The organism is Croceimicrobium hydrocarbonivorans, assembly GCF_014524565.1.
Lineage (GTDB): Bacteria > Bacteroidota > Bacteroidia > Flavobacteriales > Schleiferiaceae > Croceimicrobium > Croceimicrobium hydrocarbonivorans.
The window spans coordinates 1-15,809 of record NZ_CP060139.1 but is presented as its reverse complement, the minus strand read 5'-3'; the positions used below and the strand labels follow the sequence as shown (position 1 = coordinate 15,809).

Genomic DNA, 15,809 nt, shown 5'->3' with positions numbered 1-15,809 from the left:
CATTTTACGTGAAAATGCGTCAAATCTGCATGAAAAATGAACTTTTTACTTTAAAACAACTTGTTTTTAGTGAATAGCAATTTTCGCATGATGCTTGTACCATTATGTGTACTTGCTAAAAAGCAATCCACATTTACTAATCAAAAACATCTAATGAAAGTATTAGTTATAGGCGCGGGCAATATGGGCCTCGCCTACGCAGAATCTATTGCCAAATCCGAACACCTAAAAAAAGGAGATCTGCTGATTTCCGACAATGCCCCTGAGAAAACCCAGGAGCTGCGTAAAAAAAGTCACTTTGAAGTTTATGATGATATCGCCGACTGTGCCCCCTTGGCGGATATCATTTTTATAGCGGTAAAACCCTATCATATTGATGAGCTTTTCACTAAACTGAAAAAACACATGGTGGAGGATCAAATCGTGATTTCCATTATGGCGGGGGTTACCATCAAAACCATCCAAGACCATTTGAATATTAAAAAAGTAGTGCGGGCGATGCCCAATTTACCGGCCCAAGTAGGGAAGGGCTTAACCTCCTTTACCGCCTCGGATGAAGTTTCCCGCCTGGAGCTTTCTACCGTAGAGAGCTTACTCGATACTACTGGTCGTTCCGTGCGTCTCGACAGTGAAAATGATATTGATGCTTCTACTGGTATTTCCGGTTCTGGACCGGCCTATGTATTCTATTTTATGCAGAGTATGCTGGAAGCTGCTTTAGACATGGGTTTTAGTGATTACGATTCTAAGGTATTGGTTAGCACCACCTTCGAAGGAGCGATTGAGCTATTTAAACGCAATAAGCTGACCCCAGAGAAATGGATGGACAAGGTAGCCTCCGAAGGAGGAACCACTCGAGCCGCCCTCGATTCCATGGAGGACAATAATGTGAAAGATTTGATTAAAGAAGCGGCTTATGCTGCCTTTAATCGTGCCGTTGAACTGGGTAAAGAATCATAAAAATGGGTGAATCAAGAGATCATTCCCACGTAAAACGCGTGGTAGTTAAAGTGGGTACCAATGTGATGACCAATAAGGACAATCGCATTGTAAGCCCTATTCTACGAGGTTTGGTGGATCAGATCGCAGAACTTTATGAACGCGATATAATGACCATTTTGGTGAGCTCCGGTTCGGTAATCGCCGGGATGGAAGTAATGGACAGTACTATTGATGATCCCACTATCCGCCGACAGGTTTTTTCGGCTATTGGTCAGCCGCGAATGATGCGTCACTACTACAGTATTTTCCACGAATACGGTATGCGTTGCGCTCAGGTATTGGCTACCAAGCGGGATTTTAGCCCCGGTAAGCACCGCGAAAACATGATCAACTGTTATGAAGGCCTGCTTTCTCAGGGCGTAATTCCCATTGCCAATGAAGATGATGCGGTAAGCCTGAGCATGAGCATGTTTAGCGATAATGATGAGTTGGCCAGTTTAGTGGCAGAGCTCTTAAATGCGGATATGCTTATTCTTTTAACCGATACCGATGGATTATATACCGGTCATCCGGATGATGAGGATAGTCGCTTGATTCGCAATGTAACTACCGATCAAAATGTGGAGCAATACATCCAGGAAACCAATAAAGGAGAAGCCGAAGGTCGTGGCGGGATGGAAAGCAAATTAGGTGTAGCCAAAGAAACCGCGAAAAAGGACATTCCCACCTTTATTGCCAATGGTAAACGCGCTGGCGTGATCGTAGACCTCGTGGATGGTAAGGAAATAGGAACTCGAATTATTGACTAGAAAAGAACAACAAAATGGAATTACTCGATACAAATTTGAAGAATCAGGTATTAGCCAGTATGATGCGCATCATTGATGAAGATCGCAAAATCATACTCGCGGCAAATCAAAAGGATTTAGATGCCTTTGATCGTGATGATCAGGCCTTGTACGATCGATTGGTTTTAGATGATCAAAAGATAGAAGGCATGATTCAAGCTCTGGAGCAAGTGAAAGGGCAAGAAGATCCGGTGGGATTGGTGAAGGAAGAGCGCGAGATTGAAAATGGATTGCGCATCCTCAATAAAACTGCTCCCTTTGGTACTATTATGATCATTTATGAGAGTCGCCCGGATGTAACCATCGAAGCGGCCGTGCTGGCCTTTAAAGCCAATAACCGCATTCTCTTAAAAGGGGGTAAGGAGGCCTTGCACAGCAATTTAGCTTTGGTGGATTGCTGGCATAAAGCTTTGGCTGAAAACAATTTAGATAAAGATTGGATTCAGTTTTTACAGATGAATCGCCAAGAAATCCAGGACTTCTTGCGTAAACCCGATCAACAATTGGATTTAATTGTTCCCCGAGGGGGAGAGCGCTTAATACAATTTGTGAAGGAACATGCCACCTGCGCTGTATTGGTTAGCGGACGCGGAAATAACTTTGCCTATTTGGCACAAGATGCCGATCCTGAGAAAAGCATTCGCGTTTTACTAAATGCCAAGACCCACAAGATTTCGGCTTGCAATGCTTTGGATAAAATCTTGATTCATAGAGAACACCCACATTTACCTGCGCTGGTAGCTAAACTGCAAAGTGAATTGCAGAAGGCCGGAGTAGAAATTTGGGCCGATGATAGCAGCAAGAAGCTATTGCCTGAAGCCAAACTAGTGGAAGATCAAGCCATTTGGTATGAAGAGTTTTTAGCCCTAAAAGCCGTGATTGCCCTGGTGGATGATGATGCCGAGGCTATTCATAAGATTAATCGGTATTCGGGTGGCCACTCTGCGACCATTCTTACCGAAGATGGACAGCTTGCTCAAAAATTTATGGAGCAGGTAGATGGCGCTGCTGTATACCACAATGCCTCCACGCGCTTTACCGATGGGGGAGCGATGGGCGTAGGCGCCGAATTAGCGATAAGTACCGATAAACTGCATCACCGCGGACCCTTAGGCTTAAAGCAATTGGTGACCAATAAATACTATGTATATGGCGATGGCCAGGTGCGGGTATAAACCCTGATTTACGAAAGCGAAACATAAAAAAAGGCACCATTGCGGTGCCTTTTTTTATTAGTTCAATTGCATGGGGACTTCCATTAATAGTAGTCGGCCTTTTTCGAGACTTTCAATTTCAATCTCATTAATTTCCCAGAGGCCCAGGCCATCGCGGTATTCTAATTCTTGACCATTAATCTTGAATTTACCATCAACTACCATGGCATAAACACCATTGCTCTGTGGAGCGCGGAGCTTGTGATTTAGCTTTTTCCCAGCTTCAAAATCACCCATATCAAACCAGGCATTCTGGTGAATCCAAACACCATCATCCTCAGGATTGGGAGACAGGATCTGCATAAACTGATTTTTCATTTTACTGGTGTCCAGAGTAATCTGATCGTAGCGTGGTTCTACATTGCGTTTATCTGGAAAAACCCAAATCTGGAAAAGCTTTACGGCTTTGTCTTTATTCGCATTGTATTCACTGTGGTAAATCCCGGTACCAGCGCTCATTACCTGCACATCACCGTGTTTAATTACTTCCTTATGGCCCATGGAATCTTTATGTTCCAAATCGCCTTCAAAGGGTATGGTGATGATTTCCATGTTTTCATGGGGATGCGTTCCGAATCCTGCTCCAGCGGCGATATAATCGTCATTAATAACCCTTAAGACGCCAAAATGCATGCGCTCCGGATTGTAATAATTAGCGAAACTGAAGGTATGATTAGTGTCTAGCCAGCCATGATTAGCATGACCGCGGGAATCGGCTTTAATTAAAAGTGAGTTTTTCATGGGGTATGTCTTTGGATTGGGTAAATGATTAAAGCCCAGATTCGGGTCTATTAAGTTAGTAGATTTTTCACTGATTTGGTCTTCTGTTTTCAAGCGAATCATCGACAAAGAGGCAAGACCTAAAACACTGGATTTTAAAAATTTACTTCGTTTCATATTATTTCAATGTTACAACATCGAAAGTACAAAGAATTTCTTTTTCTTGCAAATCAATATGAAGATGATGAATAAAGCCTTGCTGCTCATTTCCCTGTTTAGTCTTTCGGCTTTAAGCCTGAATGGCCAAAATGAAGATTTCAGTCTTTTTCAATGTCCCGATTCTAGTAATAATTTTCGTGCACTATCAGTGCTAAACGACAGTAGTATCTGGCTGGCCAGTGATCAGTCCCAGGTATGGTATTTTAATTTGCCTAATCATTGGGAGAACCGCAGTCCCAAAGGCTATGAAGGAGTGCTATGGCGTGATATCGAAGCAATCGACGACTCCACGGCTATCATTCTCAGTGCGGGTTCACCAGCTTTGATATTGCGAACCGAAAATGCGGGGCAGAGCTGGCAAGAATGCTTTAGAGACGACAGTCCCAGTATTTTTTTTGATGCCTTTGATTTTTGGGATGCCCAAAGAGGTTTAGCTTTCGCGGATGCGCAAGAATCTCATATCACTATTATCGAAACTAAGGATGGCGGTAAAAGCTGGCAAAAATGGGATACTATCCCCGAATTAAAAGTAAGTCCAAAGCAAGGCGGTTTTGCCGCTTCCGGTACCTGCCTACATTGTTTTGGTCAAGATTCATGGGCCATTGTTTTGGGTGGAAGCCAAGCTCGAATTTTAGGCAAGCATAAGGGGCAATCGCTTAAAGCTTTCTTAGCCATGAATGATGGAGGAGCATCTAAGGGAGCATTTAGTATTGATGCGAAAAACGCTGATACCCTCTTAATTGGCGGCGGAGATTATCGCGCTGATTCTTTATCCAAGCAAAGCTTGCTTTGGTCTATAGATACCGGAAAAAGCTGGGAGCCTGTTCCATTTCCTAAACCTTTAAGTCAACGCTACTGGTCTTGCGTAAAATGGCAAGGATCGCATATTGTGCTATGCTCACGCTTTGGAATGGCCTATTCCTTTGATAATGGTAAGAACTGGCTGTATAGCTCCGAAGGTTTTTATACTTGCCAGGGGCCATGGTTAAGCGGTCCTAAGGGACGTATCGCCCGCTTTAATTTCGCTTATAAATAAAGTAGGCGCCGGCATTTAAGTTCAAAGTAGAATTAAGCTGTAGGCTTTGTCCGTTCATAAGGTCGGTCCAATTGCCAGCGCTTAATCCCGCATCCACATTATAGCTCACTGCATTATTGCGGCAGTTAACCAGCACCAGCAATTCTTCGCCATCCTTTGTCTTGGTAAAAGCCAATACATCCTGGGAGCTGTAATCCGTAATCGTCTGCACCTTGGCTGCGGCTTCAGAGGCATAAATCTGCATGAACTGCTGGTACTGCTTTTTCACCTCAGGATTAGCACTCCAGTCGATAGGATCATTACTGAAAAAGGCTAGAGTACGGTTGCGACCTACTTCCTGACTGCTGTAAATGAGTGGCACCCCGCCTAAATAAGTGGTGGCGACCATGGCTGCTACCGCACTCTGCTGACTGCCAAAGAGCTGCACAGGGGTGGCGTCCCAAGCAGATTCATCATGATTGGTGCTAAAGCGTAAAATCCCTTGATTGCCTACAATGACATTGTACTCGTTTTGATGCAGAGTACTGAGTTCGCTAGCCGCATGGCCATCGGCAAATACCTCCTTTAATTTGGCATAAGCGGCCCAGCTAAAGCGCAGATCAAATCCGGCAATGAGATGATTAAAGCGATCACCCTCGGCCAGCATTAGAAGCTTAGTGCGATGATAAGCCTCTAAGGAGTCAATGGCTCTTTGCCAAAATTCGAAAGGAACTCCATTGGCATAATCGCAGCGGAAACCATCAATATTAGCCTCCCGAATCCAGTATTTCAAGCTTTCAATTTGCGCCAATTGCATGAAATCGACTTCAAAATTGAGGTCGGCCACATCTTGCCAATTGGTGCCCGGAGGAATTACAATATTACCATTGCCATCCTGGGTATACCAATCCGGATGCTCCGTGATCCAGGGATGATCCCAGGAAGTATGATTGGCTACATAATCGAGAATTACCGACATCCCTCTTTGATGGGCGGCATCTACCAATTCGCGCAGATCTTCTAAACTGCCATATTCACTGGCTACTCCCGTATAATCGCGTACACAATAGGGTGAGTTGATGCTGTTAACTTGCCCAACCGGATAAATCGGCATGAGCCATAGCACATTAACCCCCATTTTTTGAATGCTATCCAATTGCGCGGTAACGCCATCTAAATCGCCATCCGCCGAAAAGGCACGAATATTTACCTCATATAAAACCAGATCATTTACATCGGTGGGCATGCCATTGAATGGCTGACCGTAAAAACCATCATCTACGGGTTCTGGATCGGGAAGAGTGACATTAGACTTAATAGGATCTTCATCCTTTGAACAGGCAATGAAGCTGAGGCATGCAGCCAGACTTAGATATTTAAATACTTTCAATTCCTTGATATTTGGGCAAATACCAAAAATAGAAAGAGGCGCTCAAAGCGCCTCTATACTTAGTGTATTTTTTACAATATTATGCTTTCGCGGGTAGGATTTTACTGCGTACTTCACCAAAGCCAATACGCTGGGTTCCGTTGTCGCAGAAAGCTTTCATGATAACCGTATCACCATCCAAAAGGTATTTACGTTCGCTGCCATCGCTCAATTTTAAAGGCTTATCACCCTTCCAGCTTAATTCGAGCATAGAGCCATAATTTTTAGGCTCAGGTCCAGAAATGGTTCCACTAGCCATTAAATCCCCGGCATTAATATTACAGCCGTTTACCGTATGATGGGCTAATTGCTGCACCATGGTCCAATACAAGTACTTATGATTACTCTCCGAAATCAGGTTTTCTTCACCACCTTCCGGCTGCAAGTATACTTCCAATTGGATATCGTAAGAAGTATTGGGAGCACATTCTAAATAGGGCAGAGGCTTGGGCTCTTCTTGCTTAGGACGGGCCGTACGATAAGGCTCCAAAGCATCAAAAGTTACCACCCAGGGAGAGATAGAAGATCCGAAGTTCTTTCCTAAGAATGGTCCTAAAGGCACGTATTCCCAACGCTGTAAATCACGTGCACTCCAGTCATTAAAGATCACCATTCCAAAAAGATAATCTTCAGCTTCACCGGTGCTGATGCGGTCTCCTAAAGGCTTACCATCGGTAGTGATAAAGCCCATCTCCAATTCGAAGTCCATTGCTTTAGATGGCCCAAATACCGGTGCTTCGGCTCCGGGAGGTAACATCTGACCCATGGGGCGATGAATATTTTCTCCGGATACAATAATGGAAGAGCTACGACCATGATATCCTACCGGTAAATGCAACCAGTTGGGCATCAAGGCATTTTCTTTACCACGGAACATAATCCCCACATTGGTGGCATGCTCACGACTGGAATAGAAATCGGTATAATCCTGAATGAATACCGGCATCAACATTTGCAATTCCTCTACCGGGAAGAGCACCACCTCACGCTGATCTGCATTGGATTGCAATTGATCGTTGTTTACATCAAAGATTTCCGCAAGTCGATTGCGAACCTGGCGGATGGTAGGTTTTCCCAGAGTGATAAAGTCGTTGAGCGTATCTTGCAAGAACACATCCTCTGGAAGAATGATGCCTTCAAAATAGCCTAGTTGATGAAGGGCGGCTAAATCAATAGCTGTATTCCCAATACGACTGCCGATCGATACATGATCATCATTCGCTAAAAAAACGCCGAAGGGAAGGTTTTGTATAGGAAAGTCGCTGCCTGTTGGAACTTCAATCCAAGACTTACGCGACGGGTCGTTTGCTGTGAGCATATTTGGATTAATTTTGGGCAATATTACTAAGATTCATCACCGCAGAAAAATTAGCGTCAAAACTTAAGGTATGTATAAGGATTCTCTAATCTTCGATCTCATCCAACAAGAACGTGAACGTCAAACGGAAGGCATCGAATTAATTGCTTCAGAAAACTTTGTTAGTGACCAGGTAATGCAGGCCATGGGCTCGGTTCTAACCAATAAATACGCCGAGGGTTTTCCAGGAAAGCGCTACTATGGAGGCTGTGAAGTAGTAGATGAAGTAGAGACCATTGCCATTGAAAGAGCTAAACAATTATTTGGTGCTGAATATGCCAATGTGCAACCGCATTCCGGTTCTCAGGCCAATGCTGCGGTATTTTTAGCCTGCCTCAAGCCTGGTGATAAAATCATGGGCTTCGATCTTTCACATGGTGGTCACCTTACCCATGGTTCGCCCGTTAACTTTAGTGGTAAAACCTACCAAACTTGTTTTTACGGGGTTGAGAAGGAAACCGGTCGCTTGAACTACGATAACATTGCTGAAATCGCAACCAAGGAACAACCCAAATTAATTATTGCGGGATATAGTGCCTACAGTCGTGATTTGGATTTTGCCCGTTTCCGGGAAATCGCCGATAGCGTTGGCGCCTTGCTTTTAGCGGATATCTCACATCCGGCCGGCTTAATTGCCAAAGGTTTATTAAGTGATCCTATTCCTCATTGTCATATTGTAACTACCACCACCCATAAAACCCTGCGTGGTCCTCGTGGTGGAATGATCTTAATGGGTAAAGATTTCGAAAACCCATGGGGCGAAAAAACGCCTAAAGGTCAGGTGAAGATGATGAGTCAAATTTTGAATGCTGCGGTTTTCCCCGGTACTCAAGGTGGTCCTTTGGAGCATGTGATTGCTGCTAAAGCGGTAGCCTTCGGTGAAGCCTTGGAGGATGAATTTATGCATTACACCTTACAAGTTCAGAAGAACGCTAAGACCCTGGCTGCTGCTCTTGTAGCGCGAGATTACCAGATTATTTCTGGAGGCACCGACAATCACAGTATGTTGATTGACCTTCGTAATAAATACATCAGCGGTAAGCAGGCCGAAAATGCGCTTGTGCAAGCCGATATCACCGTGAATAAGAACATGGTGCCCTTTGATGATAAATCTCCCTTTGTAACCAGCGGTATTCGCTTAGGAACGCCTGCAATCACCACCCGTGGACTGAAAGAAGCGGATATGGAGAAAGTAGCGGAGCTTATCGACCGCGTGATCAGCAATTTTGAAGACGAGGCAAATCTAGAAGCCGTTGCTCAGGAGGTGAATGAAATGATGGAGGGATATCCCTTGTTTAATTGGTAGCTGGTAGTTAGTAGCTAGTCGTTGGTCGTTGGTCGTTGGTAAGCTGGATCGAATTGCAAATTCGATCTATAGAATTTAGACGATAGACTTTAGACGGTAGAGTGGATGGTGGACAAGGAAGAGTGTATTGGCCGCTGGGGTAGATGGTAGCTAGCAGTTGGTCGTTTGTGAAATACGATTGAAAACCAAATTATTCCACTTCCAAATTTTCTCTGTGTACCTCTTTACCTCTCTGTCTCTGTGTTGAAGCAAAGTGAATTTGCAATTCGATCCATAATTTACTCCACACTAAGAATGAAGATCGCCGGACGTTTTTCCAATTCCGGTAAATTGTTCTTCCACCATGAGATAGGTTGGGTGCGGATATACTCCTCTAAAGTGGTGACTTCTCTTGCCACACAGAGTCGGGTATCGGGATGACAAATGCTAATTAAATCCTTCATGAGCTTATCATTTCGATAAGGAGTCTCCATGAAAATTTGGCTTTGCCCGGTTTTACGACTCAGGTTTTCTAAATTCTTAATTTGCTTTTTACGCTCCTGATTATCAATAGGTAAATAGCCGTTAAAGGCAAAGCTTTGGCCATTCATGCCACTGGCCATCATCGCCATGAAAATAGAGGAGGGCCCCACTAAGGGAACTACTCGAATGCCTTCATTATGAGCAAGGCTAATGATTTCTGCGCCCGGATCTGCAATTCCCGGTGCCCCAGCTTCAGAGATCAATCCAATATGCTCTCCATTGCGTGCTGCTTCCAGGTAGGAAGGATAATCAGCCGGATCTGAAAACTTATTGGTGGTATAAAGTACGAGGTCGGGTTGATGCTTGGAGGGAAGCACCCGCTTAATAAAGGCGCGCGCCGATTTTTCATTTTCTACAATGAAATGATCGCAGAGGTCTATTACTTTCTTAACCGATAAAGGCAGCACTTCCAGGGGCTCAATTTCACCCATTAAGGAAGGAATTAAATAGAGCTTTCCCTTGGGATTATTAGATTCTTCCATCCTTCAATTTTTCTACGATCGTATCTGTAGCAGCATCCAATAATCGATAGACCTGTTCAAAGCCTTCATCCCCTCCGTAATAGGGATCGGGAACATCTTGATTAGAACCGGCTTTTATTTCGTTTAAAATGAGGTCCACTTTGGCGCGGTCAGCCTCATTTCGAGCCATATTTAAAACATTATTTAAGTTAGAGTGATCCATTACATAGATACGGTCAAAGTAATCAAAATCAACAGTTTTGAATTGCCGACCTACTAAGCTGGATAGATTAATTCCATGTTTACGGCCGGTCATTATCGTGCGGATATCCGGGGCTTCTCCTACATGGTAAGCCGCGGTGCCAGCCGAGTCTACTTCCACTTCATCAGGATTAACTTTCGAACGCAATAAACCTTCAGCCAAGGGAGAGCGACAAATGTTTCCCAGGCAAACCATCAGTACTTTCTTCACGAAAAAAATCTTTGGTTAAAGGTACGTTTTATAGCAGGCATCCTCCAAGACTTGCCTCTATTTTGGCAGACTAACTTTAAAGGTTGTGCCTTTGCCCACTATACTGTGAACGGTAATTTCACCCCCCAAGCTTTCTATCTGACTGCGAATTAAATAGAGTCCGATTCCTGAGCTATCGGGATGATTATGGAAACTGCGTTTAAACTTAAAGAGTTGATTGCCATATTTTTCCAAATCGATTCCCAAACCATTATCGGAAACAAAAAGATGTTTGTTGTGATCACTCTCTTCCACCCAAACTTTTACCCAGGGATCCTTCTCCGGATCATGATAACGCAGTGCATTACTCACTAAGTTGAAGAGCACACTTTCCAAATAGGCTGGATAAAACTTTAAACAAAAGCCTTCGGGAATATCAAATTGCAATTCGGCATTAATCTCCATGGTGGGGCGAGAAAGGATTTGCCGAACTCGCTCGCAATAGGTGAGAACCTCCAATTCCTCGGTAGGTAGCTCTGAGGCTGATTCTACCTCTAAAATGCTGGATAGTTCATCTAAAGCTTGCATCAAACCTTCTGCACTTACTTCGAGATAGCGGTATAATTCGTCCCTAAGTAATTGATCCTGGGTTACGTTGAGCTCGTGAATCAATTGCTGAATATTGGATCCATGGGAGCGGAAATTGTGTGATACTATATGAGCAAAGCTTTGTAGTCGCTCATTTTGCTCAGAGATCAGCTGCAAATTGCGTTGGAAATCCAATTCCTCCTGCTTCCTTTCGGTAATATCCGATTCAATGGAAATGTAATTTATCAAGCGGCCTCCCTCATCGTAAATTGGGGTTACGATGCTTTCTACCCAATATTCACTGCCATCCTTTTTATAATTGATGTTCTCCAATCGGAATGGCTTACCCGTATTGAGAAAGTCGTTGAGGCGACCATGATCCGTTTTTAATGAAGCCGGTCCATGTAACAGATCTTCCATTCGGCGACCTTTCGCTTCTTCCAGGCTGTAGCCGCTCATGCGTTTAAAGCTCTGATTGAGCCATTCTACTTCATGTTTGGCATTTACAATCAGTACGCCATTGGAGGTTCTATTGGCCACCAGAGAAAGCTTTCTTAGCTGACTTTCAATCTCATGTTCCTTTCGGATATCACGAATATTGATGAAGGCTTTTAATTTTCCTTCTCGATCCTGAAAACGACCATTAGCTTCAAGCCATAACCATTCACCGTCTTTAGATTTTAATCGGAATACAGCCCGGCCGGCATTTTCGGATTTACGGTAAGCTTTGATAAAAGTGAGGCGAGTTTTAACCAAGTCCTTGGGATGGATATAGTCGGTTAGAGCCTGCCCCATAAGTTCGGCCGGACGATACTGCGCTAATTGAAGGATATTAGGGGAGATGTACTCTATAAAGCCGTCTTTGTTTAGGGTAACAAAAATATCTGAGGCCTTTTCAATGTACTGTCTAAAGCGAGACTCGGCTTCCACCAGCGCTTTATTACTTTCTTCAATGGGACCTAAATCCAAAAAGTGGAACCAGGCAATAGGACGCTTGGCTTCATCCTGAGTGGTGAAAGCCGAGACCACCACTTTGGTAGTGCCTAGATCTTTGCGAAGCAATAGCGTTTGATAGGTCTTAATTGGTTGCAAGGAGCGGAGTTCCCGTAATTTTTGCTGATGTAATTCAAGCTCTGATTCAGGAATGAGGTCAATTAGACTCTTGGCCAGGAATTCTGATTTCTTGAAGCCCAGCATATTTAATAAGGCCTGATTACAATCTTGCCAACGAGTATTTTGCAATTCGAGCATAGCAACTCCAATTAAGGAGCCTTCAAATAATTGCCTGAATTTTTGTTTTTCTTTTTGGAGTTCCTGCTCATATTGATATCGCTCACTAAAATCGTGCATGGCCCCAATAATGCGGAGCACATTACCCATCAGGTCTCGTTCGATATAGCCACGGTCGAGAATATAAGCCCAGTCACCATTCTTCTTTTGAAAGCGATAACGACATTCCCAGGTTTCTGAGCGCTGCTCAAAGGCTTCATCCAGACTATTTTGGATATTCTGATGATCTTCTTTGGGGATATGACTGAGCCACTTATCGGGATTATCCAGTTCATGGCTATCCCAGCCGTACATCTCACTGAGGTTTTCGCCCCATTCAATCTTCCCCACTTTATAATGCCAATCCCAAATTACATCTTTAGTAGCACGGCTGGCCCAACGGAAGCGATGGTTGCTATCTATCAAATCGCGTTGCGCTCTTTCCTGTTCATCTATATCCTGAACCACCGTTACAATGCTCTCAATACCAGGGGTATCAAAATGATTAATCATGGTAGCCTTTACCCAACGGTAGCGACCACTGCGATGGTGTAATCGGTATTTAACTTCTTGCTGAGCCATGTGTTGATAGTGGATGGCGTTTAGCGCGTTTTCCTTGCGAAGACGGTCTTTCGGATGGGCCAGATCCAAGCAACACATGCCAACAATTTCTTCAGGTTGGTAACCTGATATTTTTTCAACCTCTCCACTCAGAAAGGTGATAGTATTTTCATGATTAGTTAAGGAATAGGCACCCAGGCTGCGCTCCAGTAATAACTGATTGGTAATCTCAGTTTGATGCAATCGTTCATGCAAGTGCTGTAATTCAGTAGCAGAATCCAATTCCAATAAGCGGAACTTCTGATTCTTCCATTGCAAAATGCGATGCTGTAAATTCAGTTTTCGATTCAGCTTTTCACCATCCAAACTCAGTTGACCAATTCCCAGGCTTTCATTTTCGGGAATGGCTGAAAAGGGAAATTCTTGCTCATTTTGAAGCCATTGAAATTGATCAATATTCAATAAGCCCAGCGGTAACTGCTTTAAAGAGGGCAGCCAATGCTCCGCTTTCTGATTGGCGTAGAGTAAAATACCTTGACCGGAGAAAACCAGTATGCCACTGCTACTTTGGTCTAAGACCTGCGCTAAGAGTGAATTTTCCCGATGTTGAATTTGAAAAAGCAGAGCTTCGCGATAAGCAGCCTTTTTAGGTTCTGCTGAATCACTATGTCCATTTAAGGGGAAGTCATATACAGAATAAGCCCAATCTTTAAGAGCGGAGGGAAGCTTAGCTAAATCGGAGTGTAAAACCCAGAGTTGATCTTCGCCGGATTCCAGGCTGGCGGCTAAAACTCGCTTGGCAGCTTCTTCAGGCAGAATAAACTGCGCTCCATCACTTTGTTCAATATCTAATCCGGCTAGGAAATGCACTTAAATGGAATTGGGCCGACTGCTGGAATCTATTCGATTGAGAAGTTCAGCCGTATTAAGTGGTTTATTGAGGAAGCAAGAAACACCGGGAATGTTTTGGGAACGGTCCCAATCATCGGGACTGATAGAGGAGGTCAGAATGGCCACTCTGGCATGCACATTCTCTAGTTTGTGTCTCGCTTCTTCTAAAAATTCCCAGCCATCCATGATGGGCATATTTAAGTCCAGAAAAATAAGATCTGGAGTATCGTTTTCTTCCGCTTCTTTTAAAGCTTTTAAAGCTTCCTGTCCATTTTGGAACTCTGAAAATTTCTCACATAAACCCTCATTGCTCATTTTCTTGCGAATAAGCACTCGGGCAATGGGATCATCATCTACAATCCAATAATGGTTTATGGTCATGCTTTGAAAAAATTCACTTCTAAATTAGTCAAAAAGTGAATGTGGTACCAAAATAAAAAGCCCCTGTACGGGGCTTTTATTATTTCAAGGTCAATTTCTTCCGAAGGTCTTCCACATAAGTGCGGAAACGTTTATCCGTTTCGGTAAGATTATTTACAGTCCGGCAGGCGTGAAGCACCGTTGCGTGGTCTTTGTTTCCACATTGGGCACCAATACTGGCCAGTGAGTTTTTGGTTAGTTGTTTAGAGAAGTACATAGCTAATTGACGGGCCTGTACAATTTCTCTTTTACGAGTCTTAGATTTTAAGAGCTCGATTGGCATATCAAAATAATCGCAAACTACCTTTTGGATGTAATCGATGCTGATTTCGCGAGTGGTGTTCTTCACGAATTTATCGATCATCTGTTTCGCTAATTCTACAGTAATGCGCTTCTTATTTAAAGAAGACTGTGCGAGTAAGGAGATTAAAGCTCCTTCTAATTCACGCACATTCGAATTAATAGAATAGGCGAGGTATTCGATTACATCGGCGGGCATTTCCACCCCGTCATTGTACAATTTCTGATTTAGAATAGCGATTCGCGTTTCTAAATCGGGTACTTGAAGGTCGGCACTTAATCCCCATTTAAAACGAGATAATAAGCGTTGTTCCATTCCTTGCAGATCAACGGGTGCGCGATCTGAGGTAAGGATTACTTGTTTACTATTTTGATGCAGGTGATTGAAAATTTCAAAGAAGGCGTCTTGAGTCTTCTCTTTTCCGGCAAATGAATGCACATCATCAACAATCAGAATATCGATCATCTGATAGAAGTGCAAAAAGTCGTTTTTGTTGTTGGTTCGAATTGCTTCTACGAATTGTTGCTGGAATTTCTCAGCACTAACGTAGAGCACGGTTTTTTCCGGATAACGATCTTTGATTTCAATCCCAATGGCATGCGCCAAATGGGTTTTTCCCAATCCATTACCGCCATAAAGCAAAAGAGGGTTAAAGGAGGTACCACCAGGTTTCTTAGCCACGGCATAACCGGCAGAGCGGGCTAAGCGATTACAGTCTCCTTCAACAAAATTGTCGAAAGTATAGTTTGGATTAAGCTGCGATTCTACGTGAACCTTACGCAGGCCAGGAATGATAAATGGGTTCTTAACACCGTTTTCACCGATTTCCATAGGCATATTCACCTTTGGATTTTTTAAAGAACCACGGTTACTGGATGGAATTTTCACGGTATAAGGCTTGCTATTACCGTAGGTGTTTTCCATCACAATGCTGTAAACCAGTTTGGCATCATCGCCAAGCTCTCGCGTGATCGCGCTTTTCAGGAGTTTGATATAGTTTTCCTCGAGCCATTCATAGAAAAACTTACTAGGCACCTGAATACTCAAGACATTATCTTTGAGCTTTAAGGGCTTGATCGGCAAAAACCAGGTTTTGTAACTCTGAGGGGAAATATTGTCTTTGATATAAGACAGACAATTATCCCAAACTGTCTTTGCAGTCAGCTCCATGCGTTGTAGTTAAATTGCTTTGCGTTTAGTTTCTTTTCAGGGTAAAATGTATGACGGGCTGCCGAGATCATCCCTCCCCCTTAACAGGGACAAAAATGTGTAGAAAAAAGTGATAAAAAAAATCA

Annotated in this window: 13 protein-coding genes; 5 read left to right on the top strand and 8 right to left on the bottom strand. The window is 43.5% G+C overall.

Going from position 1 to position 15,809, the window contains the following annotated elements:
- Positions 1–153: 153 nt before the first annotated feature.
- From proC to H4K34_RS00055, 3 genes are read left to right on the top strand one after another with little or no spacing between them, the layout of a single operon-like run.
- Positions 154–960, top strand: coding sequence for a pyrroline-5-carboxylate reductase (gene proC, locus H4K34_RS00065; protein WP_210758795.1), 807 nt, complete (start codon positions 154–156; stop codon positions 958–960).
- Between the two features lie 2 nt (positions 961–962).
- The gene (proB, locus tag H4K34_RS00060; protein ID WP_210758794.1) at positions 963–1,751 is read left to right on the top strand and encodes a glutamate 5-kinase; all 789 of its coding nucleotides are present in this window, start codon (positions 963–965) and stop codon (positions 1,749–1,751) included.
- A 14-nt stretch (positions 1,752–1,765) separates the two neighbouring features.
- The gene (locus H4K34_RS00055) at positions 1,766–2,965 is read left to right on the top strand and encodes a glutamate-5-semialdehyde dehydrogenase (RefSeq protein WP_210758793.1); all 1,200 of its coding nucleotides are present in this window, start codon (positions 1,766–1,768) and stop codon (positions 2,963–2,965) included.
- Positions 2,966–3,022: 57 nt separating this feature from the next.
- On the opposite strand, the gene H4K34_RS00050 is transcribed toward H4K34_RS00055, so the two are convergent.
- Positions 3,023–3,745, bottom strand: coding sequence for a pirin family protein (locus tag H4K34_RS00050; protein ID WP_210760508.1), 723 nt, complete (start codon positions 3,743–3,745; stop codon positions 3,023–3,025).
- Positions 3,746–3,965: 220 nt separating this feature from the next.
- Between H4K34_RS00050 and H4K34_RS00045 the strand changes: the two genes are divergently transcribed.
- Positions 3,966–4,979: a WD40/YVTN/BNR-like repeat-containing protein gene (locus H4K34_RS00045; protein WP_210758792.1), complete on the top strand. Its 1,014-nt coding sequence runs from the start codon at positions 3,966–3,968 to the stop codon at positions 4,977–4,979.
- On the opposite strand, the gene H4K34_RS00040 is transcribed toward H4K34_RS00045, so the two are convergent.
- Both H4K34_RS00040 and fahA read right to left on the bottom strand, forming a co-directional pair.
- Positions 4,960–6,348: an alpha-amylase family glycosyl hydrolase gene (locus H4K34_RS00040; protein ID WP_210758791.1), complete on the bottom strand. Its 1,389-nt coding sequence runs from the start codon at positions 6,346–6,348 to the stop codon at positions 4,960–4,962. The genes H4K34_RS00045 and H4K34_RS00040 overlap by 20 nt on opposite strands.
- 79 nt (positions 6,349–6,427) lie before the next feature.
- Positions 6,428–7,705: a fumarylacetoacetase gene (fahA, locus tag H4K34_RS00035; RefSeq protein ID WP_210758790.1), complete on the bottom strand. Its 1,278-nt coding sequence runs from the start codon at positions 7,703–7,705 to the stop codon at positions 6,428–6,430.
- Between the two features lie 70 nt (positions 7,706–7,775).
- Between fahA and glyA the strand changes: the two genes are divergently transcribed.
- Entirely contained in the window at positions 7,776–9,050 is a 1,275-nt protein-coding gene (glyA, locus tag H4K34_RS00030; RefSeq protein WP_210758789.1) for a serine hydroxymethyltransferase, read from the top strand.
- Between the two features lie 278 nt (positions 9,051–9,328).
- Here the strand turns inward: glyA and H4K34_RS00025 are convergent, their stop codons facing one another.
- The 5 genes from H4K34_RS00025 to dnaA all read right to left on the bottom strand — a co-directional run bounded on the left by H4K34_RS00025 (position 9,329) and on the right by dnaA (position 15,684).
- Positions 9,329–10,054, bottom strand: a complete 726-nt coding sequence (locus H4K34_RS00025) for an SAM-dependent methyltransferase (RefSeq protein WP_210758788.1) — start codon at positions 10,052–10,054, stop codon at positions 9,329–9,331.
- Positions 10,041–10,505 (bottom strand): low molecular weight protein-tyrosine-phosphatase, encoded by a 465-nt coding sequence (locus H4K34_RS00020; protein ID WP_246452158.1) that lies wholly within the window; start codon positions 10,503–10,505, stop codon positions 10,041–10,043. Before H4K34_RS00020 ends, H4K34_RS00025 begins: the two co-directional genes overlap by 14 nt.
- A 57-nt stretch (positions 10,506–10,562) precedes the next feature.
- Positions 10,563–13,772: a PAS domain S-box protein gene (locus H4K34_RS00015; RefSeq protein WP_210758787.1), complete on the bottom strand. Its 3,210-nt coding sequence runs from the start codon at positions 13,770–13,772 to the stop codon at positions 10,563–10,565.
- Entirely contained in the window at positions 13,773–14,174 is a 402-nt protein-coding gene (locus H4K34_RS00010; RefSeq protein WP_210758786.1) for a response regulator, read from the bottom strand.
- 79 nt (positions 14,175–14,253) lie between these two features.
- On the bottom strand, positions 14,254–15,684 hold the full coding sequence (gene dnaA, locus H4K34_RS00005) for a chromosomal replication initiator protein DnaA (protein WP_210758785.1): 1,431 nt from the start codon (positions 15,682–15,684) through the stop codon (positions 14,254–14,256).
- Between the last annotated feature and the right edge of the window lie 125 nt (positions 15,685–15,809).